27 protein-coding genes are annotated in these 23,825 nt (G+C 69.6%); 16 read left to right on the top strand and 11 right to left on the bottom strand.

Annotated elements, in window-relative coordinates:
- Positions 1 to 57: 57 nt before the first annotated feature.
- From BKN51_RS12260 to BKN51_RS12220, 9 genes are all read left to right on the top strand, one after another.
- Entirely contained in the window at positions 58 to 1,029 is a 972-nt protein-coding gene (locus BKN51_RS12260) for a phosphoglycerate dehydrogenase (RefSeq protein WP_101607763.1), read from the top strand.
- Positions 1,026 to 1,823 (top strand): hydroxypyruvate isomerase family protein, encoded by a 798-nt coding sequence (locus BKN51_RS12255; protein WP_101607762.1) that lies wholly within the window; start codon positions 1,026 to 1,028, stop codon positions 1,821 to 1,823. The genes BKN51_RS12260 and BKN51_RS12255 overlap by 4 nt, the downstream gene beginning before the upstream one ends.
- Positions 1,820 to 2,428, top strand: coding sequence for a hypothetical protein (locus BKN51_RS12250; RefSeq protein WP_101607761.1), 609 nt, complete (start codon positions 1,820 to 1,822; stop codon positions 2,426 to 2,428). Before BKN51_RS12255 ends, BKN51_RS12250 begins: the two co-directional genes overlap by 4 nt.
- On the top strand, positions 2,425 to 3,660 hold the full coding sequence (otnK, locus tag BKN51_RS12245) for a 3-oxo-tetronate kinase (RefSeq protein ID WP_101607760.1): 1,236 nt from the start codon (positions 2,425 to 2,427) through the stop codon (positions 3,658 to 3,660). The genes BKN51_RS12250 and otnK overlap by 4 nt, the downstream gene beginning before the upstream one ends.
- Complete coding sequence (gene otnC / locus BKN51_RS12240; protein WP_101607759.1) at positions 3,657 to 4,304, top strand: 3-oxo-tetronate 4-phosphate decarboxylase; 648 nt, start codon at positions 3,657 to 3,659, stop codon at positions 4,302 to 4,304. The genes otnK and otnC overlap by 4 nt, the downstream gene beginning before the upstream one ends.
- The gene (locus BKN51_RS12235; protein ID WP_101607758.1) at positions 4,301 to 4,999 is read left to right on the top strand and encodes a molybdate ABC transporter substrate-binding protein; all 699 of its coding nucleotides are present in this window, start codon (positions 4,301 to 4,303) and stop codon (positions 4,997 to 4,999) included. The genes otnC and BKN51_RS12235 overlap by 4 nt, the downstream gene beginning before the upstream one ends.
- Positions 4,996 to 6,345, top strand: a complete 1,350-nt coding sequence (locus BKN51_RS12230) for an SLC13 family permease (protein WP_101607757.1) — start codon at positions 4,996 to 4,998, stop codon at positions 6,343 to 6,345. The genes BKN51_RS12235 and BKN51_RS12230 overlap by 4 nt, the downstream gene beginning before the upstream one ends.
- A gap of 5 nt (positions 6,346 to 6,350) precedes the next feature.
- On the top strand, positions 6,351 to 6,590 hold the full coding sequence (locus BKN51_RS12225) for a hypothetical protein (RefSeq protein ID WP_101613186.1): 240 nt from the start codon (positions 6,351 to 6,353) through the stop codon (positions 6,588 to 6,590).
- A 92-nt stretch (positions 6,591 to 6,682) separates the two neighbouring features.
- Positions 6,683 to 7,441, top strand: a complete 759-nt coding sequence (locus tag BKN51_RS12220; protein WP_101607756.1) for an SGNH/GDSL hydrolase family protein — start codon at positions 6,683 to 6,685, stop codon at positions 7,439 to 7,441.
- Here BKN51_RS12220 and BKN51_RS12215 read toward each other — a convergent pair.
- Entirely contained in the window at positions 7,432 to 8,004 is a 573-nt protein-coding gene (locus BKN51_RS12215) for a TetR/AcrR family transcriptional regulator (RefSeq protein ID WP_101607755.1), read from the bottom strand. The genes BKN51_RS12220 and BKN51_RS12215 overlap by 10 nt on opposite strands.
- 65 nt (positions 8,005 to 8,069) lie before the next feature.
- Entirely contained in the window at positions 8,070 to 8,375 is a 306-nt protein-coding gene (locus tag BKN51_RS12210) for a metalloregulator ArsR/SmtB family transcription factor (RefSeq protein ID WP_101607754.1), read from the bottom strand.
- Positions 8,376 to 8,476: 101 nt separating this feature from the next.
- Between BKN51_RS12210 and BKN51_RS12205 the strand changes: the two genes are divergently transcribed.
- On the top strand, positions 8,477 to 8,974 hold the full coding sequence (locus tag BKN51_RS12205; RefSeq protein WP_101613185.1) for a hypothetical protein: 498 nt from the start codon (positions 8,477 to 8,479) through the stop codon (positions 8,972 to 8,974).
- Between the two features lie 2 nt (positions 8,975 to 8,976).
- On the opposite strand, the gene BKN51_RS12200 is transcribed toward BKN51_RS12205, so the two are convergent.
- Positions 8,977 to 9,423 carry a pyridoxamine 5'-phosphate oxidase family protein gene (locus BKN51_RS12200; RefSeq protein ID WP_236781100.1) on the bottom strand — a complete coding sequence of 149 codons (447 nt, stop codon included), beginning with the start codon at positions 9,421 to 9,423 and terminating at the stop codon, positions 8,977 to 8,979.
- A 135-nt stretch (positions 9,424 to 9,558) separates the two neighbouring features.
- On the opposite strand from BKN51_RS12200, the gene BKN51_RS12195 reads away from it, so the two are divergent.
- From BKN51_RS12195 to BKN51_RS12185, 3 genes are read left to right on the top strand one after another with little or no spacing between them, the layout of a single operon-like run.
- Positions 9,559 to 10,143 carry an NADPH-dependent FMN reductase gene (locus BKN51_RS12195; RefSeq protein WP_101607752.1) on the top strand — a complete coding sequence of 195 codons (585 nt, stop codon included), beginning with the start codon at positions 9,559 to 9,561 and terminating at the stop codon, positions 10,141 to 10,143.
- Positions 10,140 to 11,588: a DHA2 family efflux MFS transporter permease subunit gene (locus tag BKN51_RS12190; protein WP_101607751.1), complete on the top strand. Its 1,449-nt coding sequence runs from the start codon at positions 10,140 to 10,142 to the stop codon at positions 11,586 to 11,588. Before BKN51_RS12195 ends, BKN51_RS12190 begins: the two co-directional genes overlap by 4 nt.
- The gene (locus BKN51_RS12185; RefSeq protein WP_101607750.1) at positions 11,585 to 11,953 is read left to right on the top strand and encodes a MerR family transcriptional regulator; all 369 of its coding nucleotides are present in this window, start codon (positions 11,585 to 11,587) and stop codon (positions 11,951 to 11,953) included. Before BKN51_RS12190 ends, BKN51_RS12185 begins: the two co-directional genes overlap by 4 nt.
- A gap of 41 nt (positions 11,954 to 11,994) precedes the next feature.
- Here BKN51_RS12185 and BKN51_RS12180 read toward each other — a convergent pair whose 3' ends face one another.
- Together BKN51_RS12180 and BKN51_RS12175 are read right to left on the bottom strand one after the other, a co-directional pair.
- Positions 11,995 to 13,245 carry an MFS transporter gene (locus BKN51_RS12180; protein ID WP_101607749.1) on the bottom strand — a complete coding sequence of 417 codons (1,251 nt, stop codon included), beginning with the start codon at positions 13,243 to 13,245 and terminating at the stop codon, positions 11,995 to 11,997.
- Positions 13,242 to 14,582, bottom strand: coding sequence for a M20/M25/M40 family metallo-hydrolase (locus BKN51_RS12175; protein ID WP_101607748.1), 1,341 nt, complete (start codon positions 14,580 to 14,582; stop codon positions 13,242 to 13,244). The genes BKN51_RS12180 and BKN51_RS12175 overlap by 4 nt, the downstream gene beginning before the upstream one ends.
- A 68-nt stretch (positions 14,583 to 14,650) precedes the next feature.
- On the opposite strand from BKN51_RS12175, the gene BKN51_RS12170 reads away from it, so the two are divergent.
- Positions 14,651 to 15,175, top strand: a complete 525-nt coding sequence (locus BKN51_RS12170; protein WP_101607747.1) for a winged helix-turn-helix domain-containing protein — start codon at positions 14,651 to 14,653, stop codon at positions 15,173 to 15,175.
- Between the two features lie 614 nt (positions 15,176 to 15,789).
- On the opposite strand, the gene BKN51_RS12165 is transcribed toward BKN51_RS12170, so the two are convergent.
- The 6 genes from BKN51_RS12165 to BKN51_RS12140 all read right to left on the bottom strand — a co-directional run bounded on the left by BKN51_RS12165 (position 15,790) and on the right by BKN51_RS12140 (position 20,823).
- The gene (locus BKN51_RS12165) at positions 15,790 to 17,142 is read right to left on the bottom strand and encodes an SPFH domain-containing protein (RefSeq protein WP_174720540.1); all 1,353 of its coding nucleotides are present in this window, start codon (positions 17,140 to 17,142) and stop codon (positions 15,790 to 15,792) included.
- Between the two features lie 47 nt (positions 17,143 to 17,189).
- A complete protein-coding gene (locus BKN51_RS12160) occupies positions 17,190 to 17,621 on the bottom strand; it encodes an NfeD family protein (RefSeq protein ID WP_101607745.1) in 432 nt (143 codons plus the stop codon).
- A 95-nt stretch (positions 17,622 to 17,716) separates the two neighbouring features.
- Positions 17,717 to 18,532, bottom strand: a complete 816-nt coding sequence (locus BKN51_RS12155; RefSeq protein WP_101607744.1) for a DUF3097 domain-containing protein — start codon at positions 18,530 to 18,532, stop codon at positions 17,717 to 17,719.
- Between the two features lie 50 nt (positions 18,533 to 18,582).
- Complete coding sequence (locus BKN51_RS12150; protein WP_101607743.1) at positions 18,583 to 19,476, bottom strand: phosphotransferase; 894 nt, start codon at positions 19,474 to 19,476, stop codon at positions 18,583 to 18,585.
- Positions 19,461 to 20,243: an SCO1664 family protein gene (locus tag BKN51_RS12145; protein ID WP_101607742.1), complete on the bottom strand. Its 783-nt coding sequence runs from the start codon at positions 20,241 to 20,243 to the stop codon at positions 19,461 to 19,463. Before BKN51_RS12145 ends, BKN51_RS12150 begins: the two co-directional genes overlap by 16 nt.
- A gap of 4 nt (positions 20,244 to 20,247) precedes the next feature.
- Positions 20,248 to 20,823 (bottom strand): DUF3090 domain-containing protein, encoded by a 576-nt coding sequence (locus BKN51_RS12140; protein WP_101607741.1) that lies wholly within the window; start codon positions 20,821 to 20,823, stop codon positions 20,248 to 20,250.
- Positions 20,824 to 20,956: 133 nt separating this feature from the next.
- Between BKN51_RS12140 and BKN51_RS12135 the strand changes: the two genes are divergently transcribed.
- A complete protein-coding gene (locus tag BKN51_RS12135) occupies positions 20,957 to 22,897 on the top strand; it encodes a S9 family peptidase (protein ID WP_101607740.1) in 1,941 nt (646 codons plus the stop codon).
- Complete coding sequence (locus BKN51_RS12130; RefSeq protein ID WP_101607739.1) at positions 22,894 to 23,781, top strand: S66 peptidase family protein; 888 nt, start codon at positions 22,894 to 22,896, stop codon at positions 23,779 to 23,781. The genes BKN51_RS12135 and BKN51_RS12130 overlap by 4 nt, the downstream gene beginning before the upstream one ends.
- Positions 23,782 to 23,825: the final 44 nt, after the last annotated feature.

The raw sequence follows: 23,825 nt of genomic DNA, 5'->3' as shown, positions 1-23,825 counted from the left end.
TGACACGAATCCTATAGTATTTGCATCAGGCAGCTTCGAACAGGAGAAACGAACCGGATGACCATGCGCGTACTCGTGACGACCTCGTATCTGAAGCCCGGCGGCGAGGTCGACAAGCTGCTCTCGGACGCGGGTTTCGACACCGCCTTCACCACCCCAGCGCAGCGCGAGGCCACCGGCACTCCCCTGGCCGACCTCGTCCGTGACGCCGACGGGATCGTCGCGGGCACCGACGCCTTCACCGCCGACGTCATCGAGGCCGCGACCCGGCTGAAGGTGTTCGGCCGCTGCGGCGTCGGCTACGACAACATCGACCTCGACGCCGCGACCCGCGCCGGTGTGGCCGTCACCTACACCCCCGGCGCCAACCGCCGGTCGGTCGCCGAACACGTCCTGGCGCTCATGCTCAACTGCGCCCGCTTGATCCCGCAGAACATCGCGAGCGTCCAGGCCGGACGCTGGGAGCAGCGCAGCGGGCGGGAACTCGACGGCGCGGTGCTCGGCCTGATCGGACTGGGTTCGATCGGCAAGACCGTCGCGCGGCTGGCGCTGTCGCTCGGGATGCGGGTCGTCGCCCACGATCCTTACCCCGACCAAGACTTCCTGGCGGAGACCGGCGTCGAAGCCCGCACCTTCGACGAAGTTCTGGCCGAGGCCGACTTCCTCAGCCTGCACATCTTCCTCGACGACTCCACCCGTCACCTGATCGACGCGTCCGCGCTGCGGAAGGTCAAACCCGGGGCTTTCCTGATCAACACGGCGCGCGGAGAGGTGGTCGACGAGGAAGCCCTCGCCGACGCGCTGGAGAACGGCGCGCTGGCGGGCGCGGCGCTGGACGTGCTCACGGAGGAGCCCTTGCCACTCGACAGCAGGCTGCGCGGTCTCGACAACGTCGTGGTCACCGCGCACATCGGAGCCGCGACCGAACAGGCCCGGTCGCGGTCCAGCCTGATGGCCGCCCAGCAGGTGATCGACGTCCTCCAGGGCCGCGATCCCGGCAACCTCGCCAATCCCGGATACCGCCGATGATCCTCCACAACGGACTTCGCCTGGACGCCAACCTCAAGTGGCTGTTCACGGAACTCCCCTTCGAACAGCGCTTCGACGCGGCAGCGGCGGCAGGCTTCACCGCCGTCGAGTACGCCTCGCCGTACCCCTTCCCCGCCGCCACCCTCGTCCGGCGCCTCACCGACGCGGGCCTGTCCCAGATCCTCGTCAACTCCCCCACCGGTGAACCCGGCTCCCCCGAGCGGCTCGGCTACGCGTGCCTTCCCGGTCGCGCGGCCGAGTTCCGCGCGGGAGTGGAGCTCGGCCTGGAGTACGCGGTGGCCCTGGGCAGTTCCTTCCTGCACCTGCCCGCGGGGATCCGGCCCGCCGGCGTCTCCCGGGACCGCGCCTTCGCGCAGTACGTCGCGAACATCGCGTGGGCGGCGGATCGGGCGCGCGGCAGCGGCGTCCGGCTGCTGCTGGAGGCGCAGAACAAGCAGGACGCGCCGGGCTTCGTCCTCGACGGCCAGGCACACGCGGCCGCGGTGGCCGACGCGATCGGCCAAGACCACGTGAGTCTGCTCTTCGACGTCTACCACGCCTCCATCGACGAGAAAGACGTCGTCGCGGCGCTGCGGGAGTTCCTGCCCCGGACCGCCCACGTGCAGATCGCCGACTCGCCCGGACGCGCCGAACCCGGCACCGGCGGCATTCCCTGGACCGCCGTCTTCGACACCTTGAAGTCCGAGGGCTACGACGGCTGGATCGGCTGCGAATACGGGCCCGCCACCACCACCGAAGCGGGACTGGCCTGGATCAAGGAGCAACTCCGATGAACCCGCGCATCGCGCTGATCAGCGCCACCCCGGCCGCGATCCCGCCCGCCGTCAGTGCGTTGGCGACGGGATTCCCCCAGGCCCGGCCCTGGAACATCCTCGACGACCGGCTCCTGGCCGACGTCGGCCAGGACGGCCGCACCCCCGCTCTGGACGACCGGATGCGCCGCCTCATCGACTACGCGGTCGCCGGCGGCGCCGACGGCGTGCTGCTCACCTGCTCGCTCTACGGCGAAGTCACGAAGCAGGTCGACGCGCCGGTCCCGCTCCTGGCCCCGGACGAGGCGGCCTTCGACGAAGCGCTTTCCAGCGGTCACACCAGGATCCTCGTGGTCGCCTCGCTGGCCTCGGCACTGAGCGACTCAACGGCGCGTTTCGAGCAGGCGGCGCGCGACAAGGGAATCACCGTCGAGGTCGGCGGGCTGCTCGCGCCGGACGAGCTCGTCGAAACCTGCCGGGCACGGGGCGACGGCTGGGACCTCGTCCTGCTCGCCCAGTACTCCCTCGCCCCGGCAGCGGAGGAACTCGCCGCGGCACTCGGTGTGCCTGTCGTGTCCGGGCCCCGCAGCGCCGCGGCGAGACTGAAGGCGGCGATCGGGAAATGACCGGCACTCTCGGCGCGATAGCCGACGACTTCACCGGCGCGACCGACGTCGCGGTCGCCTTCCGCCGTGGCGGCCTGCGCACCCTGCTGTTCTTCGGCGTCCCGCCCGAAACCGAGGTACTTCCGACGCACGACGCGATCGTGATCGCGCTCAAGAGCCGCGCGATCCCCGCCGAGGACGCGGTCTCGTCGTCCTTGGAAGCGTTGCGGTGGCTGCGAAACCGGAAGGCGGAGCAGATCTACTTCAAGTACTGCTCCACTTTCGACTCGACGCCACACGGCAACATCGGCCCGGTCCTCGACGCGTTGTCGCGGGTGCTGTCGTCCGATGGTGCCGTGATGACGCCGAGTTCTCCGGAGCACGGGCGCACGCAGTATCAGGGGCATCTCTTCGTCGGCGAGACCCTGCTGGCCGAATCGCCCATGCGCGACCATCCCGCGACCCCGATGACGGACTCCCACCTGCCTCGGCTGCTGCGGGCGCAGACCACCACACCGGTCGACCTCGTCACGCACGACGTCGTCCGGCGCGGGGAAACCGCCGTGCGCGAAGCGATCTACGGCAAGAGCGGCTACGTCCTCGTCGACGCGCTCACCGAAGACGACCTCCGTCTCCTGGGCCGGGTCGTGGTGAGCGCGCCGCTCGTCGCGGGTGCGGCGGGCCTCGCGGCCGGGCTCGCCGCCGCGCGAGCTTCCGCCACTCCCCTGCCGACCGAGACCCGCGCACCGGCGGGGCCGGCCGTGGTGCTGTCCGGAAGCTGCTCGGCGCGAACGCTGGAACAGGTCGCCGTCATGCTGCGGCTGGGCCGTCCCGCACACCGGCTCGACCCGGTGGCGACGCCGGATCCGGACGCCCTCGCGGCGGAAGCACTCGCCTGGTACGACTCCTTGACCGAACCCGGACCGCTCGTCTACTCGTCGTCGAGTCCGGCGGAGCTCAAGCGCACCCAAGAAGAACTGGGCGTCGAGCGGTCGGCCGGGATACTGGAGAAGGCGACCGGGCTCATCGCCCTCGGTCTCGCCGGACGCGGTGTGCGCCGTCTCGTGGCCGCCGGCGGTGAAACCTCCGGCGCGATCGTCACCGCACTCGACGTCCGCGGCGGGGTCATCGGGGCGGAAGCCGCACCGGGTGTGCCGTGGATCCACCCCGTCGGCGACCGTCATCCCGCCTTGTTGCTCAAGTCGGGCAACTTCGGCGATCCGGATCTCCTCGCGACGGCGTCCGCCTCATGACCGGCGACAGGCTCCACCGCGAACGCGTCATCGCCGCGGCACGGTCGCTGTACGACCGCGGGCTCACCCACGGCCGCACGGGCAACATTTCGGTGCGCCACGGCGAGCAGATCCTCGTCACACCCACCGGAGCCTGCCTCGGCACCGTGCGACCAGGGGATCTGTCGCTCCTCGACGCAGACGGAAACCACCTCGCCGGACCACCGCCGTCGAAGGAAGCGTTCTTCCACGCGATCGTGCTGCGGCAGCGCCCGTCCGACAGCGCGGTCGTGCACACCCACTCGACGTATTCCGCCGCCGTCTCCTGCCTGGACGGCCTCGACCCGGACGACGTCATCCCACCGCTGACCGCGTACTTCGCGATGCGGGTCGGCCGTCTCCCTTTGCTCCCGTACCACCCGCCCGGAGACCCCGGCATCAGCGAGCCGATCGCCCGCGCCGCCGTCGGCCATCCGGCGCTGCTGCTCGCCAACCACGGCCCGGTGGTCGCCGGGACGAACCTCGACACCGCCTTGGACACCCTCGAAGAACTCGAGCACACCGCGGAGATCTTCCTGCTCCTGCGGGGTCTCCCCACCCGTCCGCTGACCGATCGCCGGCGCGACGCCCTCCACTCCCCACCCGCTCGAAGGGACACCCCATGATCACCCTGTTCAGCGCCCTCTCCGTCAAGAAGGCACTCGACGACGTGCTGCTGCACGCGTTCACGAAGAAGCACGCCGTCGAAGTCGAGGTCACGTTCGACCCCACCACCATCCTGGTCGAGAAGATCGCTCAAGGCGCTCAGCCCGACATCGTGATCGCCGTGTCCAGCGCCTTCGCCGCACTGGCGGCCGCGGGCGCGATCACCCCCGATTCCCGTGTGGTGCTGGCGAAGAGCGGGATCGGGATCGCCACCGCACCGGAACTGGACAGCCCCGACATCGGCACGGTGGACGCGCTCCGCACTGCCCTCACCTCGGCGCGATCCGTCGCCTACTCACGCAGCGGCGCAAGCGGCATCCACTTCGCCCGGCTGATCCAGGACCTGGGCGTCGCCGACGAGGTGAACGCGCGAGCCACCATCGTCGAGAAGGGCTTCACCGCCCTCGCCGTCACCGACGGCCGCGCGGACCTCGCCGTCCAGCAGATCAGCGAACTGAAGTTCGTCCCGCAGGCGCGGATCATCGGCCCGCTCCCCGACGGAGCCCAGCACTACAGCGAACTCTCCGCCGCGCTCGGCCCTTCGGCCCCGCCCGAAGCCGCGGACCTGCTGCGGTTCCTCTCCGGACCGGAGGCGAAGACCGCCTACCGCGACGCCGGCCTCGTCACCGGCCACTCACCCCGGACCCGCGGATGAACGCGATCCTGGCACTGATCGCGTTCATCGCCGCCATCGTCGTGTGGAACGCGGTCTTCAAACGCAACATCGGCGAAGCGATGGTGGTCGGCTTTCTCGTCACCGCCGCGTTCGCGGGCACGGACTTCTTCACCGTCGCCTGGGAAAGCCTGGTCGACGGGCTCAAATCCGAGATCACCTTCGCCGCGCTGGCGTTCGTCTTCGTCAGCGAACTGCTCACCAGGACCGGGCTGGTGCAGCGGATGGTCGACATCCTCAGCTCGTTCCTCGGCCGACGGCGGGGTGGATCGGCCTACGCGGCGACCGTCGCCTCCGGACTGTTCGGCGCGGTCGCCCACAACGGTGCAGCGATCGTCGCCACGGTCGGGTCGATCACCATCCCCTGGATGAAGCGGTCCAAGGCCAGCGGCGAGACCGCGGCGCTCGTGCTGTCCGGGAACGCCGGTGTCGGCGCCACCTTCCCGTTCAGCGGCGCGTTCTTCATCCTTCTGGCCGCGCCGACCGTGATGCCGGTGCTCGGCGCGGGCGACATCGTCGCGACGATCTTCGTCACCGGCGCGTGGATGGTCGGGATGCGGCTGATCATGGCCTACGTGATCGTCAAACGCCGCGGCGTCCAGGCGATGGAGCCGCAGGACATCCATCCGCTGCGCGCGTCGTTCAAGGTCGGCTGGCCGTCGCTGGTCGTCCTCGGCTCGATCGCCGTCCCGATCCTGCTCACCGCCCCGCCGACCGCGGACTTCGTCTCGGCCCGCATCGGCATCGACGCTCCCGACGCGATCCCGCTGCTCATCTGGCTGCCGATCGTCATGTTGCTGGTCGGCCTGCTCGTCGAGCGGAAGCTGCTGCCGAAGGGGCGGGCTCAGTGGTGGGATCTGTTCGGGGCCGTCGGGCCCAAGCTCGGCCTGGTCGGGGTCACGATGATCTCCGCGTTCGCCGCGTCGAACGTGCTCAAGACGCTCGGCCTCGACGATCAGCTGAAGCCCTACCTGGAAGGACTCACCGGAGTCTCCCCGCTGGTGGCGGCCATCGTGGTCGGCGTCGTCATCGTGCTCGTCGCGGGACCGCTCAACACGACGTCCACGGTCGCCGCGGTCGGCCCGGTGGCGTTCGCCGCGCTGACCGCCGCCGGCATCCCTCCGCACGTCGCCTTCGCCGCCATCCTCGTGTGGGCGTCGTCGGAGGGATGCTCACCGCCGGGCGCGGCACCGCTCTACGTCGCGGCGGGTATCGCTGAGATCAACCCGGTACGGATCTTCGTCCCGGTCGTCCTCTACTACCTGTTGCCCACACTGCTGTTCGGCGTGCTCATGGCCGTCGGCGTGCTGTGGCTGCCTGGAGCGTGATCACCGTGTACCGGATCCTGCTGGCCGCGACCCGCGTCTGCCTGTTCGCGTTCCTCGTCGGCGGCGGCGTGGTCGTCGCAGGGCAAACCCTCGGCATCATCGTCGGCTCAGGGCAGCTCGTGACGGCGTTCGGCACCGATATCGCCGACAACGTCTGCGTCATCGCCGGAATCGCGGGGATTTTCGCGTTCCTTTTGCTCTATACGCCGGAAGGAAAGGAAAACGTGCCTGACGCCGAAGAATGAGCCACGTCCGTGCCGGAGAAGACCGAACAGGGGTGACCGTCTCCGTCAACCCAGCCGACTCCCCTGACCGGCGGCTTCGGTAACATCGTTTTATGACCGACCGCTTAGTTTGTCTGGGTGACTCCTTCACCGAGGGTGTCGGCGACGAGGACCCGTCGTCGCCCAACGGCGTCCGTGGCTGGGCCGACCGCGTCGCCGGCCAGCTCGCGGGCAACTACCAGGACTTCCGCTACGCGAACCTCGCGATCCGAGGCAAGCTCCTCGGCCAGGTCCTCACGGAGCAGCTCGACCAGGGGCTCGCGCTGAACCCGGACCTCGTCACGCTGTACGCGGGCGGCAACGACCTGATGCGGCCGAAGGTCGACATCGACGCTCTCCTCGACGACTACGACGCCGCTGTCGGCAAGATCGCCGACAGCGGCGCGCGCGTCGTCCTCTTCACCGGTGTCGACGGGGTCGAGGACGCACTGTTCCGCCGGATCCGGGGCCGCGTCGCGATCTACAACGAGCACGTCCGCGGTATCGCCGCGCGGCACGGGGCGTTGCTCGTGGACATGTGGGCGATGCGCCGGCTGCGCGATCGGCGCCTGTGGGCACCGGACCGTCTGCACCTGAACTCGTTGGGGCACAACGAGGTCGCCATCGCCGTCCTGGACGCGCTCGGCGAACCGCACAAGCTCACGCCCGCAGAGCTGGGGCCGCGACCGCTACTGAGCCCGCAGGCTCGGCGCACCGAGAACCTCCAGTGGGGCAAGGAGCACGCCGTTCCGTGGATCAAGCGCAGGCTGCGTGGCGAGTCCTCAGGCGACGAGCTCGCACCCAAGCGGCCGACGATGGATCCTTACGCCTGACGCGGCCGAAGTCCGTCGAAAAGAATGCAGATCGTCCGGGTCCGCAGCTGGGGCCCGGCGTGCTCTGCTGCCTTCGCCGTCCCGATGATGACCGGGATCAGTTCGTCGACGCCGAGATCCTTGCGGACGTCGCCGGTGTCCTGCGCGCGGCTGAGAAGCACGCCGAGCGCCTCTTTGAGCCGGACGCCGATGACCGATCCCGTCGTCGGAACGCTGATTCCGGCCGCGGACAGGGCTTCGAAGTAGGCGTTCTTGGCGTCGGCCATCTCGATCCAGCCGGTCAGGAAGCCGAAGAACGCCGCACCCGGGTCGGGTGAGTTCGCGGCCACGGTGGCTTCCGCTTCATCGACGAAGCGGTGAAGGCGCGCGTAGAGAACGGCTTCCAGCAGGGCTTCCTTCGTCGGAAAGTGCCGGAAAACCGTGCCGACCCCGACGCCTGCTTCGCGGGCGACTTCTTCGGTCGGCGCACTGGTGCCCTTGGCCGTGAAGACGCGCTCCGCAGCCTCCAACACCCTTGTCCGGTTACGGCGGGCATCGGCTCGGAGCGGTTTCTCGTCCGTCACAAGCGGGGATCCTAGACCCGGCGTCGAGAGCCGGTCCGGCGGCTGGGTCGTGAGTGGTGGACTCCCTAGTCCGGCAGGTCACGCAGGTTGCCCAGCTTCCCGCGCCAGTACCGCTCGTACGGCGAAAGCCAGTCGGAGACTTCCTGCAACGGAGCGGCTTCCAGCGAGTAGACGCGATTGCGCCCCTTTCGCTCTTCCCTGACGAGCCCCGCTTCGCGCAGCACCCGAAGGTGCTCCGACAGACTCGGCCGCCGCATGTCGAAGCGTTCGGCGATCTCCCCCGCGGCGCGCGGACCGTCGAGGAGGATGCCCAGCACCTCGCGGCGGGCGGGGTTGGCGAGCGCGGCGAAGACGTCGTCGTTGACCGGCATCAGCGCGGCCAGGTCCCGACGTAGAGGGTGATGTTCATGACGCGACCATACGTAGGAGATTACCTACGTGTCAATCGGTGAGCACCGGGTACGCCTCGAACATGGCCGACACTCTCCCCGATACCGCCTTGCTCGGTATCTACCTCAACGACCATCTGGCAGGCGCGACCGCGGGCACGGAACTCGCCAAGCGGCTCGCCGCCGCCGAGCGCGGACAGCGCGGGGAAGCGGTGTTGAGCAGGCTCGCCGAAGAGGTCGCTGACGACCGGGCCGCCCTGTTGACCTGCATGGCCGCTCTGGAGGTCCCGGTCCGCCGCTACAAGACCGTGGCGGCCTGGGCAGGCGAAAAGCTGGGACGGCTCAAGCCGAACGGGCGACTCGTCTCGCGGTCACCGTTGAGCGCGGTCGAGGAACTCGAACTGATGCGCCTCGGCGTCGAGGGCAAGGCGGCGGGCTGGCGGACCCTGCGGGTGCGCGCCGATGCCGATCCCCGGCTCGACGGCGGACGGCTGGACGACCTGATCGACCGGGCCCGGCGCCAGATCGACGAACTCGAAGACCTCCGCGTCCACGCGACGGCAGCGGCCTTCGGCGGCTGATCCTAAGTGGCGATCCGGGCATACTCGGCCACGTCGGCCCAGCGGAAAGCCGGCGTGTTCCCCAAATCCGGATACGCCACGGCCATCCCGCGTTCCGGCGCCATCGACCACAGGAGTGCGTCCGGGGACGCCGCGTGCGCCGCCCAGGTCTCGGTCCATTCCGGAATGTAGCGCTCATAGATGCGCCGGATTCTGGGAAGATCCTTCGGTTCGAGTCTCGCGGGCCCGGTCACGCGTACCTGACGGACATCGTCCGGCGGGGCGAACGTCGCGATCATGACCGCGACTTCACGATGGTGCCGGGCCGCGTCGAGGAACGGCGCCGGCCGGCCTTCAGGCGTATGGAACCAGAGCCGGTTTTCCTCGGCCACGAACCACATCATCGCCAAAGCGGGAGTGCCGCGACGGGTTGTCGTCGCGACGCTGGCCGGGCGTTCGCGCTCGCCCAAGAACCCCTGCACATCGAATCCCGGTCGCTCCATGGCCGCACCGTACAACCTCGACCTTAATAGAGGTCCAGGAATCGTGAGCAGGGCCGCAAACGGCTTGAGTTCACCTATGGACGAGCTTTTAGCGTCTTCGGCATGAGCACAGAAACCACCGCACAGTCCCCACTTCGCCTCGCCGTGATCATCGGCAGCGTCCGGCACGAGCGGTTCGCCGACGCCATCACGGGCTGGCTGCTGACCGAACTCGCGACGATCGAAGGCCTGGAAGTCGACGCGATCGACCTCGCCGACGTCGATCTCCCGCTGCAGGGAACGCGGCCCGGTGGCACCGACACGGTGATCAGCGGCAGGCTGCACGCGGCCGACGCGTACCTGATCGTCACCCCGGAGTACAACCACAGTTTCCCCGCCGCGCTGAAGAACGCGATCGACTGGCACTTCACCGAATGGGCGTACAAACCCGTCGCGTTCGTCGGCTACGGCGCCGGTTCGGGCGGTATCCGCGCCATCGAGCAGCTGCGGCTGATCTTCCCCGAGCTGCGGGCCACCACCACGCGCGACGCGGTGCTGCTGAACGCTCCGTGGACCCGGTTCGGTGCGGACGGCTACGAGAGCACCGAGGGCGAGCGAGCCGCACTGGCGGCGACCATGACCGAGCTCGGCTGGTGGGCCCGCACCCTGCGCGCCGGACGCGTCGCGAATCAGGCGAGTGCGGCATGAACCGGCTGACCGGACAAGAACTGCGCATCGCGGCGGTGATCGCGCTCGGCGGGCTGATGGCCGTACTCGACACCACGATCGTCGCCGTCGCGTTGCCCCAGTTCATGACGACCTTCTCCGCGTCGCTCACGACGATCCAGTGGATCGCGACCGCCTACGCCCTCGGCATGGTCGCGGCGATGCCGCTCGCGGCGACCCTCGCCCGGCGCTGGGGAGCCCGCCGGGTGTATCTGGCGGCGCTGCTCGTGTTCGCGGCGTCGTCCGCGGCCGCCGGAGCGGCGGGTGATCTGGGGTGGCTGATCGCCGCGCGGACGGTGCAGGGCCTCGCCGGCGGTCTGATCAATCCCTTGGGGATGACCATCGGTTTCGGCGCGGTGGCGCCGGAACGCCGGGGCCGGATGACCACGATCACCGGGCTGCCCTTGCTGATCGGGCCGATCCTCGGCCCGTTGCTCGGCGGCGTCCTGCTGGACAGCCTGTCGTGGCGGGCACTGTTCTTCATCACCGTGCCGCCCGCCCTGCTCGCCGTCGTGGGTGTGCTGCGCTGGGTGCCCGCCGGAACGCGGTCGGCCGAACGCGTCCCGATCGACCTCGTGGGTGGCCTGCTGCTCGTCCCCGGCGTCGTCGCGGTGGCTTACGGCTTCAGCGAAGAGACGGTCGCGACGGGGCTCCGCGCGGCGATCGTCCTCGCCGGGCTGGCGCTCGTGGCCGTGTTCGTGCGCCGGTCGTGGCACCATCACGCGCCGCTGCTGAACGTCCGCCTGCTGCGTGACCGGACGTTCGGGCGCAACGCCGCGGTCCTCGTCCTGTACGCCGCGCCGTACTTCGGCTCGATGTTGCTGATGCCCGCCTACATCCAGATCATGCGCGGCGACTCGACCATGGTCAGTGCGCTGATGATGGTGCCGAGCACGATCGGGATGGGCCTCAGCATCCAACTCGCCGCCCGCGTCCTGGAACGCTTCGGTCCGCGGATCGTCGTCGGGATCGGACTGGGCCTGGCGATCGCCGGGACCGGGCTGACCGTGCTCGTCCTCACGCCCGATACGCCGTACCTGGTACTGGCGATCTTGGGAGTGCTCCAGGGAGCGGGCACCGGAGCGATCATGATGCCCACCATCGTGAGCGCCGGCCGGAACCTGCACGGCCCGGACCTCGCGTCCGGTTCCGCGATCCTTCCCCTGGCCGCCACCATCGCGACCGCGGTCGGCACCGCGGCGGTGAGCGCGACGTTCACCGGGTTGATCGCGACGGCCACGGGAGGGCGGGGTCTGGCGGCGCTGAGTGACCCGGCGGCGGGCGCGACGCTCACCGCGGAGATCGTCTCCGCGTACCGCGTCACCCTCGTCGGTGTCCTCGCGGTCATGGTGATCGCCCTGGTGGTCAGGTTGAAGACCCGGCCCGCCTCGATCGTGGAGCCGACCACGGTACGGAGCGCGGTATGACGACTCAGACCACGATCGACGCCCGGCTGACCATCGGCGACGTCGCGAGCCGGGCCGGGGTGTCGGCCAACGCCGTCCGCTACTACGAGCGCTACCGCGTCATCACCGCCGAGCGCACCCCGGGCAACGCACGCCGGTTCACGATCGACGCCGTCTGCCGGATCCGGCTCGCGGTCGCCGCCCAGCGGGTCGGGCTCAGCCTCGCCGAAAGCGCGGAGATCCTGGCCGAGATCCCGCAGATGTCCTCCGATCTCGAGCGGTGGTCGGCAGCCGGGCAGCGCCTCATCGACGCCGGGCAGGCCCGCATCGCCGAACTCGCCGCGGTGGTCGACGAGTACCGGACGCTCGACTTCCTCAGGAGGTGAAGGGGGCTTTCGCCGCGTGACATGCGGCGAAAGCCCCCTTTTCAGCTCCGGTATCGCCGGGCGAGCAGCACACAGGTACCGCTGAGCAGGGCGAGCGCGGTGATCCAGAAACTGGGCGCGAGGGTGGAGCCGGTGGCCGAAATCAGCAGGGTGATGGCCAGCGGGGTGACTCCACCGAAAAGGATCACGCCGACGTTGTAGCTGATCGACAGCCCGGTCCCCCGGTTGCCGACCGGGAACATCTCGGCCATGGACGCGGGCAGAGGGCCCGCGTACCAGGCTTTGACCAGGCCCATCAGCGCCAAGGCCACCACCACCGTGACCATTTCCGGTACGGCGCGGATGAGCAGGAACAACGGGATGCTGATGACCGCGATGACGGCGGCGGCCGCGGTGAGCATCCGGGTTCTCCCGATCCGGTCGGAGAGGTGACCGGCCACGGGGGTGAACACGGTGAGGATGACACCGGTCACGAACGTCGCGGTGAAGCTCGTCGAGGGCGACATGCCGAGCTGCCGGATGGCGAACGTCGGCATGTAGGTGATCAGGTAGGAGAATCCCGTCGATACCGCGATCATGCCCATGACCAGCAGCACCCGTGCCTTGTCGTTCCGGAAGAGGTCGACCAGCGGACGGGCCGGACCGGGGTCGGCCGTGGCACGCGCGGTGGTGAACTCGGGCGAGTCCCGCAGCCGGGTGCGGATGTAGTAGCCGGCCGGGCCGAGAAGCAGGGCGACCACGAACGGTATCCGCCAGCCCCACGCGTCGAACTGCGCGGGACTCAGGAAGCTGCTCGTGGTCGCGAGCAGTCCCGTCGCGAGCAGGACCGCGAACGCCTGGCTCGCGGTCTGCCAGCTCCCCATGAAGCCTCGCCGTCCAGCGTGGCTCTCGACGAGCAGTGCGGTGGCGGAACCGAACTCACCGCCCGCGGAGAATCCTTGGATCAGCAGGGCGATCAGCATCCCGATCGGCGCGAACACGCCGATCTTCTGATAGTCGGGCAAGAGCACGATCAGGAGCGAGCCGAGGGTCATCAGCCGGATGGCCACGGTCAACGCCGCCAGCCGTCCGGCCCGGTCCGCGTAGACACCCAGCACCACCGCACCGACCGGCCGGGCCAGGTAGGCGGCCACGGCCGTCCCCAACGCCAGCATCAACGACGTCACCGGGTCGGCCGACGGGAAGAACTGCCGCGCGACGACGTCGGCGACCAAGGCGTAAGCGGTGAAGCTCAGCCATTCCAGCATGTTCCCCGTCGAGGCCGCCGCGACGATCCGCACCGTCGCGTTCATCGACGGCCGATGCTGGACAGGACACTGGCCGCGGTCACGATGCCCTGATGAAACCGCTCTAGTTCGAAGTTCTCGTTCGGCGCGTGGTTGCGCTCGTCGACGTTCGCCAGGGCGATGCCGTAACAGGGCAGGGCCAGACCGTCGGTGAGCGCCGCGATCGGCAGGCTCCCGCCCAGCGCCGGCACGGCCAGGGCCCGCTTGCCGTGCGCCTCGGTCACTCCCCGCAGCACGAGATCGGCATACGGCGCGTCCGGCAGGGTCCGGGACGCCTCCATGATCGCCCCGAATCGCAGCTCGGCGTGCGGCAGATGCTTCTCGACGTGAGCGCGGAGCGCGTCGATGACAGTTTCCGATCGCTGCCCGCAGGCCAGCCTCAGATCGCAGCGCGCCACCGCGACCGACGGGATGACCGTCCGGTGTTCGTCGTTGTCCCTGCAGGTCAGCGAGTTGATGGTGAACGTGGGCGTCGCGAGCCGTTCGTTGATGTCCTGGCCGTGGCCGGCGTCCATCCGGTCCAGCCCCGCTCCCGCCAGCATCGCGGCGGGGTCGATCGGCAGTGCTCGCAGCGCGTCGAGCTCGGCGTCGGTCAAGGGCGTGACGCCCGCGTCGTAGCCGTCGACGGTCACCCGGCCGTCGGGTGCGCGCATGGTGGACAGCAGCCAGGTCAGCTCCCAGGCCGGATTCGGCGCGACGTTGCCCCAGTTCCCGGAATGCAGCGCGCTGTTCGCGCCGCGCACGGTGATCTCGAAGGCCACGGCCCCGCGCACGCCGAGCGCGACCGTCGGCTCGTAGCTGTCATGCACCGGCCCGTCGCTCCACACCGCGAGATCGGCGGACAGCTCCTCGCGCATCGCCGTGAGCGTGGCGGTCAGATTCGGGCTGCCGATCTCCTCCTCGCCGTCGAGCAGGACGGTCACCGAGCACGGCAGTCCCCCGTCGACGTCGCGCAGTGCCCGCAGCGCGAGGAGCTGGGCGAAGTGCTGTCCCTTGTTGTCGCCGGTGCCCCGTCCGTACATCCGGCCGTCGCGGATGCTCGCCTCGAACGGCGGACTGTGCCACTCCTCCGGCGGCCCCGCAGGCTGGACGTCGTAGTGCCCGTAGATCACCACGTGCGGACTGTCCGGTGGCCCCGCCGCGTGCCCGACGACCAGCGGCCAGCCGCCGGTGTCGACGATCCGCGCGTCCAGCCCGCTGCGTTCCAGCAGCTCCAGCGCGTACGGCGCGGCCTGATCCATGCCCTCGCCCGTGGCGCTCACGCTGGGTACCGCGATCCAGTCGGCGAGCTCCCGCTCGTGCCGCAGCCGGTGCCGCCGCACGTATTCCTTGACCGAGTCCACGTCGACTCCTCATCGATTTCATCGAGTGAAATTGATTTCGAGTATGCGAATCGATTACAGTGCTGTCAATGGCCGAACACCCCGCCGCGACGCCCGAAGAGCTGCGCGCGCTCTCCCACCCGCTGAGCTGGCGCATCCTGCGGTTGTGCGTGGACACGGCCTGGACGAACCAGCAACTCGCCGAACGCCTCGACGTCGCGCCCGCCACGCTGCTGCGCAGGCTGCGAGTACTGACTTCGACCGGTTTTCTCGAGGCCGAGGAGCCGCGGCGAGGGCCCAAGGGAGCCTGGGAACATCCCTACCGGGCGACCAAGAAGACCTGGCGTCTCAACCTCGAGCCGGAGGGCGATCGTCACCTCACGGCCAAGGTCGACCTCGCCATCCTCGACGCGCACCGCGCGGAGATCAGCGAGAACGATCCGTCCATCCCGCAGCACACCCGCCGGGCCGTCCTGCGGCTGGCCCCGGGAGACCAGGCGGAACTGAACAGCAGGGTCGACGCGCTCCTCGACGAGTTCGCCGGACGGGAGAAACCCGGCGGGACCCCCATCGCCATCCTGTGGAACGCCGCCGAACGCCACGAATCCTCGTGAGCGGTAAGGGCGGTTAGAACCGTCCTTACCACTCACGAGGCTCGACCCACTACGCCACTGCGGGTCTGGCTCGCCCCCGGGTACATGAAGGCCCCCTTCCTTGCGCCTGGCGCAAGGAAGGGGGCCTTCATGTACCCGGTAAAGGTGTGAAGGTCGCGTTTCCTCGGCTGAGCCGAGGGAAGGGGTCCTTCACGCGCCGCCGCCCGTGACTGCTGGGCTGGCGGGTGTCGCTGAGGCTTCGGAGGGCGATCGCCGTAGTCCGTGAAGGCCTCCTTCCCTACCTTCAGGGTAGGCAAGGAGGCCTTCACGGACCTGCGACCAACTCCAGCCACAAGCAGCAGGTACCTAAGACCCCTTCGGCACTAACCGTCTTTACCACTCACGAGGTCCCGGTCACGGAGCCTGTCGCAGATGTCCTGAAGGCCACCTTGAGGACGTTCAACGTCTCAAAGGGGGCCTTCACGTACTGGGGGAAGTAGTGAAGGCCACCATCACTACTTTCAAGGTAGGCAAGGGGCCCTTCACGGCCTGGACCCGTGAACGACCGCAGTCAACCATCAGGTGTCACGAAAGAGGGCCGCCCCGGACGGGACGGCCCTCTTTCGGTTCTGTACTCAGCGCTGCGGCGGCGGTCCACCCTGCGGTCCGCCGAACGGACTCTGCCGCGGGAACGGACCACTGCCGCCACCCGGCGCCTGTCCCGGAGGACCCTGGTACGCGCCTCCCTGCGGAGCGGGCGGCTGGGGCTGCGGCAACTGCGAGGGCGGAGCCTGCTGCTGCGGGGGCTCCGGGGCGGCCTCCGGCTCGGGAGCCGGCGCGGCCTGGGGAACCTGACGCGGAGCGGGCGGCTCCTGCCGCGGCGTCGCGACACCCAGCGCCGGAACCTCCTTGCGTGCCACGGCCTCCGCGGCCGCGACGGCCTCGGCGACCTTCGGGTCGCTGGAGGTGTCGAACCAGCCCTGGATTTCTTCGTCCTCCAGGTCCGGCTTCTCGACCGGGTCTTCCTTCGGCGGCTCGTAGCGGAACACGCCGTCGTCGCCGGGAGCGCCGAGCGCGCGGGCGAAGCCCTCGAGGGCCTTGCCGTAGTCGCTCGGGATCATCCAGACCTTGTTCGCGTCACCCTGCGCCAGCTGCGGCAGGGTCTGCAGGTACTGGTACGCCAGGACCTCGGGCGTCGGGCGCCCGGCCTTGATCGCCGCGAAGACCTTCTCGATGGCCTTCGCCTGGCCCTGCGCCTGCAGGTACCGGGCGGCACGTTCACCCTGCGCCCGCAGGATCCGCGACTGACGTTCGGCCTCCGCGCTCAGGATCGCGGCCTGCTTGGCGCCTTCGGCCGCGAGGATCTGGCTCTGCTTCTGGCCTTCCGCGGTCTTGATCGCCGATTCACGCTGACCTTCGGCGGTCAGGATCATCGCGCGCTTTTCACGGTCGGCGCGCATCTGCTTCTCCATCGAGTCCTGGATGGAGGGCGGCGGGTCGATCGCCTTGAGCTCGACCCGCGCGACGCGGATGCCCCAGCGGCCGGTGGCCTCGTCGAGGACGCCACGCAGCTGGCTGTTGATCGAGTCACGCGAGGTCAGCGTCTGCTCGAGGCTCATGCCACCGACGACGTTTCGCAGCGTCGTGGTGGTCAGCTGCTCCACACCGACGATGTAGTTCGAGATCTCGTAGACCGCCGCCCGCGAGTCGGTGACCTGGAAGTACACGACCGTGTCGATGGACACCGTCAGGTTGTCCTCGGTGATCACCGGCTGGGGCGGGAACGAGACGACCTGCTCGCGGAGGTCGATCCGCGCCCGCACCTTGTCCAGGAAGGGCACCAGAAACGTCAGGCCGGGAGAAGCCACCGTCCGGAACCGGCCCAGCCGTTCGATCACAGCCGACTGGGCCTGTGGCACCACCATGATCGCCTTGACCACGACGACGACCACGAACAACGCGAGCAGCCCGACGACGATGAACACCACTGTCTCTGACAACTACCTTCCCCTTACGTAGAAACACTTTGCTGTGCTCACACCGCGGCCGAAACGACCGCCGTGGCGCCCGAAATCTCGACGACCGTCACCGATGTCCCCGGGGCGATCGGTTCGCCGTCGGTCATGCACCGTGCCGACCAGACGTCGCCCGCCAGCTTCACCTGGCCACTTTCGCCGTCCACAGTGGACACTACTATCGCCCGTGCGCCGATCAGCGCGTCGGTGTTGGTCTTGATATCCGGCCCCGAGAGGAACCGGCGTTTGAGGGTCGGACGCACGAGGGCGAGCATCCCGACCGAGGCGACGGCGAACACCGCCACGTCGATGAACGGGTTCCCGGTCAGCGCGGCGGAGCCGGCCCCGAACAGGGCTCCCACACCGACCATGAGCAGGAACAAGTCACCCGAGAGGAGCTCGGCGATGACCAAGAGGATGCCGGCGATCAGCCAGATGAGAGCGCCTGTCATGCGTTCATGCTCCCAGATCGCGCCGATTCATACCGAAGAAGCGAAACCGACGTGACCGACGCGTGACCTTGAGTGACCTCGCGCAAACCGGTCATTCAGGACTCCTCGCCCGGGTCGGAGACGAAGTCGATGAGCCGCTCCACCGCTCCGATCAGCGGCGTTTCCAGATCCCGGTAGCTTCCGACCGCCGCCAGGACCCGTTGCCAGCCCTCCCACGGCTCGCCCCAGCCGAGCGCGTCGCAGACGCCCAGTTTCCACTCCGTGCCGCGCGGGATCTTCGGCCAGGCGCGGATACCGACCACCGACGGCTTCACCGCTTCCCAGATGTCGATGTACGGGTGACCGGTGATCAGCACGTTCTCGTCGCGGATCCCGTCGACGATCCGGGACTCCTTGCTGCCCGCGACCAGGTGGTCGACCAGCACGCCGAGGCGGCGGCCGGGCCCGGTGCCGAAGTCACCGATGCGGTCGCCCAGTACGTCCACCCCATCGAGTGGTTCCACCACGACGCCTTCGACCCGCAGGTCGTGTCCCCAGACCCGCTCGACGAGTTCGGCGTCGTGCTTGCCTTCCACCCAGATGCGCGAATCGCGCGCGACCCGGGCCTTGAGACCTCCCACGTGGACCGACCCGGACGCGGAGATCCGCCGTTCCGGGGTCTTCGGGGCCGCCTTCGACGGCACCAGCGTGACCGGTTTGCCTTCGAGCAGGAAACCCGCGGGGTTCAGTGGGAACACCCGATGCTTGCCGTGCCGGTCCTCCAGCACGACGTTGCCGTACTCGATCTTCACCACGGCGCCGCAATACCCGCTGGCCGGGTCTTCGACCACGAGGCCCGGTTCCGCGGGCACCTCGGGGATCTTCCGCTTGCGCGGGCCGGACAGCACGTCGTCATACGAATGAGAGCGCACGGCGGACGACGCTAGCGGTGCCCGGGGTCAGCGTCTCCCCGCCACGCCGGTCAGGCTGTCATCCGGAGCATCGCTTCGACGAACGGGGTCCGTTCACCGCGTTCGAGCGGGCGCATCACGAACAGCGGCGACAACGCGACACACCACGCCCGGACGCGCTCGGCGTCGAACCCCGGCAGGTGCGGCGCGATGGCGTCGAAGCCGTCCTCGAGCGTGCCACCGGCTGTCATCGGCAGCGTGACCCAGTCGGCCAGATCGAAGGACGGATCGCCGACGCTGGGGCGCGGATCGATCGCGACCGCTCCCCTGCCGGGCCCGCCGTCGAGGACGTTGCCCGGGTGCAGGTCGCCGTGCACGATCGACTTCCCGCCCCCATCGGTCGCGAGGGCGAGTGCCCGCAGCCGGGCGCGGTCGAGGGTTTCCAGCGGCAGCGTGGCTTCGGCCACCGATCCGCGCAGCCCCCGCTCGGCGAGCCGGAACATGAAGACGACACGGTCTTCCAGCGTCGAGAAACCGGACGGTGGCGTCACCGCGTGGATCTGGGTCAGCAGGTCGCCGACCTCGGGCCAGGGGACGTTCACCCCCGACTCCCGCAGCTCCGTACCCGGATCGATGCCTTCCATCAGGATCGCCCCGTCGGCGAGTTCGGTGGCGAGCACCTGAACGACGCGAGAGCAGCCGTCCCACGCCCGCAACGCCGCAGCCTCGGACTCGGCGATGGCGTGATCGGGGGTCAGCTTGAGAACCTTCTTGGCGCCGTCGTCCCCGGCGCAGATCAGCGTACGACCGGTATTGCCCGGTTTCGCGTCGAGGACGGTGAGTCCCCACTGCTCCGCCAGCCGCGCCACGAGCGCAGGCAGCGCGTCGCACCAAGCCGCGACGTCGTCACCGAATCGCGTGATCAGGCGCGCACGGGCCTGATCGTCGATCAGAACAGCGGCCATGGGATGGCACGCCAGTCGTCCCCCGGCGCGGGGAAGACACCTTCCGATAGGAGAGCGTCGGTGCGCTCGGCCAGCGCACGGATCTCGAACCCGGTGAGATGCTCGCTCAACGCCTCACCGAACTCGCCGTCCAACTGCTCGCGCAGACCGCGCAGCTTGCCGACCTCGGCTTCGGTGAGCGACTCGCCGATCCAGCCCCAGAGCACCGTCCGCAGTTTCGGGTCGGTGTGCAGGCAGATCCCGTGGTCCACGCCGTAGATCCGGCCGTCGACGCCGGCGAGCAGATGCCCGCCCTTGCGGTCGGTGTTGTTGACGACGATGTCGAGCACGGCCAGTTCCCGCATCCCCTGGCGATCCGCGTGCGCGAGCACCGCGGGCTCACCGTCACGATCGTGCGCGTGCAGCACGACGCGCCAGTCGTCCGGCAGGCTCTCCGGGGATCGGACGTCGACCAGTTCCTCTTCGGTGGTCTCGATCCACAACTGCACCATGCCGGGACCGAACGGCCCGTCGCGCAGCACCGTCGGCGGGATCGCGCCGAGCCCGGACGCTTCGGCGATCATCGCCGTCGCGACCTCGCGGCCGGCGAGCGTCCCGTCCGGGAAGTCCCACAGCGGCCGCTCGCCCGACACCGGCTTGTACACGACGTCGCCGGTCACGCCGTCGAGTTCGATCTTGCAGAAGAGCGTGACATTGGACGCGTCGACGAGCCTGCCTTCGACGTCGATCTTGCCGCGCGTCACCAGCTCCAGCGAGCTCTCGGCCACCTGATCAGTCCTCGAGGACGTCGACGTCGCGCCGGTACCCGTTCTGCCGCGGGCAGATGTGGCCCGCCGGGTCGAGCGGCTCGGCGCACAACGGACACGGTTTGCGGCCGGCGTTGACCACCCTGTCGGCACGTTCGGCGAACGCGCGCGCCGCGCCCGGCGACAGGAAGACGCGGACGGCGTCCGGCCCCTCTTCGGTGTCGTCCAGAACGACCGTTTCGTCCACCTCGCCTTCGGTCATCGCGAGCAACTCGATGACGACGGCGCTGCTGTCGGCGTCCCAGCCGAGCCCCATCGTGCCGACGCGGAACTCCTCCTCGACCGGGACGGTGAGGGGGTCGACGTCGAGGAGCTCGTCGGGCGCGTCGTCCGGTACGTCCGCGCCGAACCGGCTGGCGACCTCTTCCAGCAGCGAGCCGAGCCTTTCGGCCAAGACCACGACCTGCTGTTTTTCGATCGTCACACTGATCGTGCGGACGTCCTCGGACGCCTGGAGGTAGAACGTGCGGTCGCCGGGCTCACCGACGGTTCCTGCGACGAACCGGTCGGGCTGGCGGAAGACGTGGATTACGCGAGACATGGCACCTTTGACCCTAGGCCACGACCCCATGATCGGCATCCGCCGCCCCACGGTTCCGCCGAGGGCGAAACTCCGCCTGGGCCAGGTGTGCCCCGGGCCACCACGGGCAAAGACCCGATCCTAGTCTTCAGCTGTGGTTGAGATCGCCCCTTACGGCACCTGGACGTCTCCCCTGTCGGCCGCCGATGTCGCGGCTTCGGGAGTCAGCGCGCAATGGCTCGGAACGGCGGGAGACGAGGTCTGGTGGGCCGAAGCGAGAACCGGTGAGGGCGGTCGCGTCACCCTCGTGAGGTGCCGCGCGGACGGCACTGTCGAAGACGTCCTTCCCGCTCCGTGGAACGTCCGGAACCGCGTGCACGAGTACGGCGGCCGTCCCTGGCTCGTGCTCGGCGACGTCCTCGTCTTCACCCACTGGGCGGATCAGCGCGTCTACCGCCGAGACCTGACCACCGGCGCGACCGCACCTCTGACGCCGGAACCGGCGGCCCGGCACGGGATCCGCTACAGCGATCTCCGGCCCGGCGCGGACGGCGAAGTGTGGCTCGTCCGCGAACGCAGCACCGGCCCCAGGCGCGTCGACATCGCACGGGACCTCATCGCGGTCCCCCTCGACGGCGGTCCGGAACGGGTCCTGACGGCCAGCCATCACTTCCTCACCGCCCCGCAGCTGTCGCCCGACGGCGCGCGTGCGGCGTGGGTCGGCTGGAATCACCCCGCGATGCCTTGGGACGGCACGGAACTGTGCGTCGCCGAGATCCGCGAGGACGGGACGTTCGGACCCCACCACGTCCTCGCGGGTGCGGCCGACGTCTCCGTCTGCCAGGTCGAATGGGAGTCGGCCGACAGCCTGCTGGCACTGCTCGACCCGGACGGCTGGTGGAACCTGCACCGCGTCGGGCTCGACGGCACCGTCACGAACCTGGCGCCGTCCGAGCAGGAGATCGGCGGCGCGCAGTGGAAACTCGGCGCACGCTGGTTCACGCCGATCGGGGACGGCCGGTTCGCCGTCATCGCCTCGGGCAAGCTCGCCGTCCTCGACGAGACGACGCGGGAGGTCACCCCGGTCGCGGCGGCCGCCGGCCTGACCGCGTGGTCCACCAACGGTTTCGCCGTCCACGAAGGCGGCGTCGTCGGCGTCGCGGCCGGCCCGGAACGCGAAGGCGCCGTGGTGAAGGTCGATCTCGAACGCGGGACGGTGACCGAACTCGCGCCGTCGCCCGAACCGCCGTCGTCCGCCTATCTGTCGACGCCCGTGGAGCGGGTCTTCAAAACCGGCGACGGCGATCAGATCCCGGCCTTCGTCTACCTGCCCGCGAACGCCGACTTCACCGCGCCGGAGGGGGAACGGCCGCCGCTGTTCGTGTACCCGCACGGCGGGCCCACCGGCCGGGACAGCGCGGTGCTCGACTCCGAGATCGCCTACTTCACCAGCCGCGGGATCGCCGTCGTCACGGTGAACTACGGCGGCTCCACCGGCTATGGACGCGCCTACCGTGAGCGGCTGCGGGAGCAGTGGGGCGTCGTCGACGTCGCGGACTGCGTCACCGTCGCCGAAGCACTGGCCGCCGAAGGCACCGTCGACGGCGACCGGCTGGCCATCCGCGGCGGCAGCGCGGGCGGGTACACCTCCGCCGCTTCGCTGACCACCACGACGACCTACCGCGCCGGCACCGTGATGTACCCGATCCTCGACCTCGATCAGTGGACCGGCGACGGCGGCGAGACGCACGACTTCGAGTCCCGCTACCTCGACGGACTGGTCGGCCCGCTGCCGGAGGCCGCACAGCGCTACAAGGACCGCTCTCCGATCAACAACGCGGGCACCCTCGCCGGCCCGCTCTTGTTCCTGCAGGGCCTCGAGGACGAGATCTGCCCGCCGGAGCAGGCGGACCGGTTCGTGGCCGGGCTCGCGGGGCGGGGAATCGATCACGCCTATCTGAGGTTCGAGGGCGAGCAGCACGGTTTCCGGAAAGCGGAGACGATCGTGGCCGCGCTCGAAGCGGAGTTGTCGTTCTACGGCCAGGTCTTCGGTTTCGAGACGCCCGACGTGCCGAAGCTGCGGCTGAGCCGGTGAAGCCGCCGAAGACGCGGCCGGGCGACACGATCGCGCTGGTCGCTCCGGCGGGTCCGGTCCCGCCGGAGCTCGTCGAGAAGACGCTGCCCGTCCTGCACGGCTGGGGCGTCGAGGTCCGCGTCGGAGAGTGCGTCCGCGCGGCGCCCACCGGCTACCTGTCCGCACCCGACGAGGCGCGGGCCGCCGAGTTCACCGAGGCCTGGTTGGATCCGGGGGTGACCTGTGTCCTCGCCGCCCGCGGCGGCTACGGCTCGCAGCGCATGCTCGACCTGGTCGACTGGGCGGCGTTGCGGGCGGCCGGGCCCAAGATGTTCGCCGGGTCGAGCGACGTGACCGCGCTGCACCGCGCCGTGAACGTCCACTTGGGACTGGAGACGCTGTTCTCCCCCTTGCCCGCGACCACCCTGTTCGACGACGTGGCCGCCGAACATCTGCGGTTGTCACTGTTCGAACCGGACGAGGTGCGGACGATCACCTCGCCGACGGGGTCGCCGCTCGTGCCGGGCGCCGCGACCGGGACCCTCATCGGCGGCAACCTCGCCCTGCTGGCCTCGGGCCTCGGCGCCCCGGAGCAGGGCTCGGCGCGGGACGCGATCGTGCTGCTGGAGGACGTCACCGAAAGCGCGTACCGGATCGACCGGATGCTGACCCAGCTGCTGCGTTCGGGCTGGTTCGACGGCGTCCAGGGGATCGTTCTCGGCTCGTGGGCCGCATGCGGTGATCCCGGGGCGATCCGCGACCTGATGCTCGACAGGCTGGGGCCGCTCGACGTGCCGACGGTCTGGGATTTCGGGTTCGGGCACGTCCCGGCGTCGCCGACCATCCCTCTCGGTACGCGGGCCACCCTCGACGCCGACGCGGGCACGCTCGTGGTTTTGCCATAACGGCAACGGCACTGGCGGATCCGACCGGTTCTGAGGCATCTTTC

This window comes from Amycolatopsis sp. BJA-103, assembly GCF_002849735.1.
Taxonomy (GTDB): domain Bacteria; phylum Actinomycetota; class Actinomycetes; order Mycobacteriales; family Pseudonocardiaceae; genus Amycolatopsis.
This window is presented reverse-complemented; position numbering and strand designations above follow the sequence as displayed.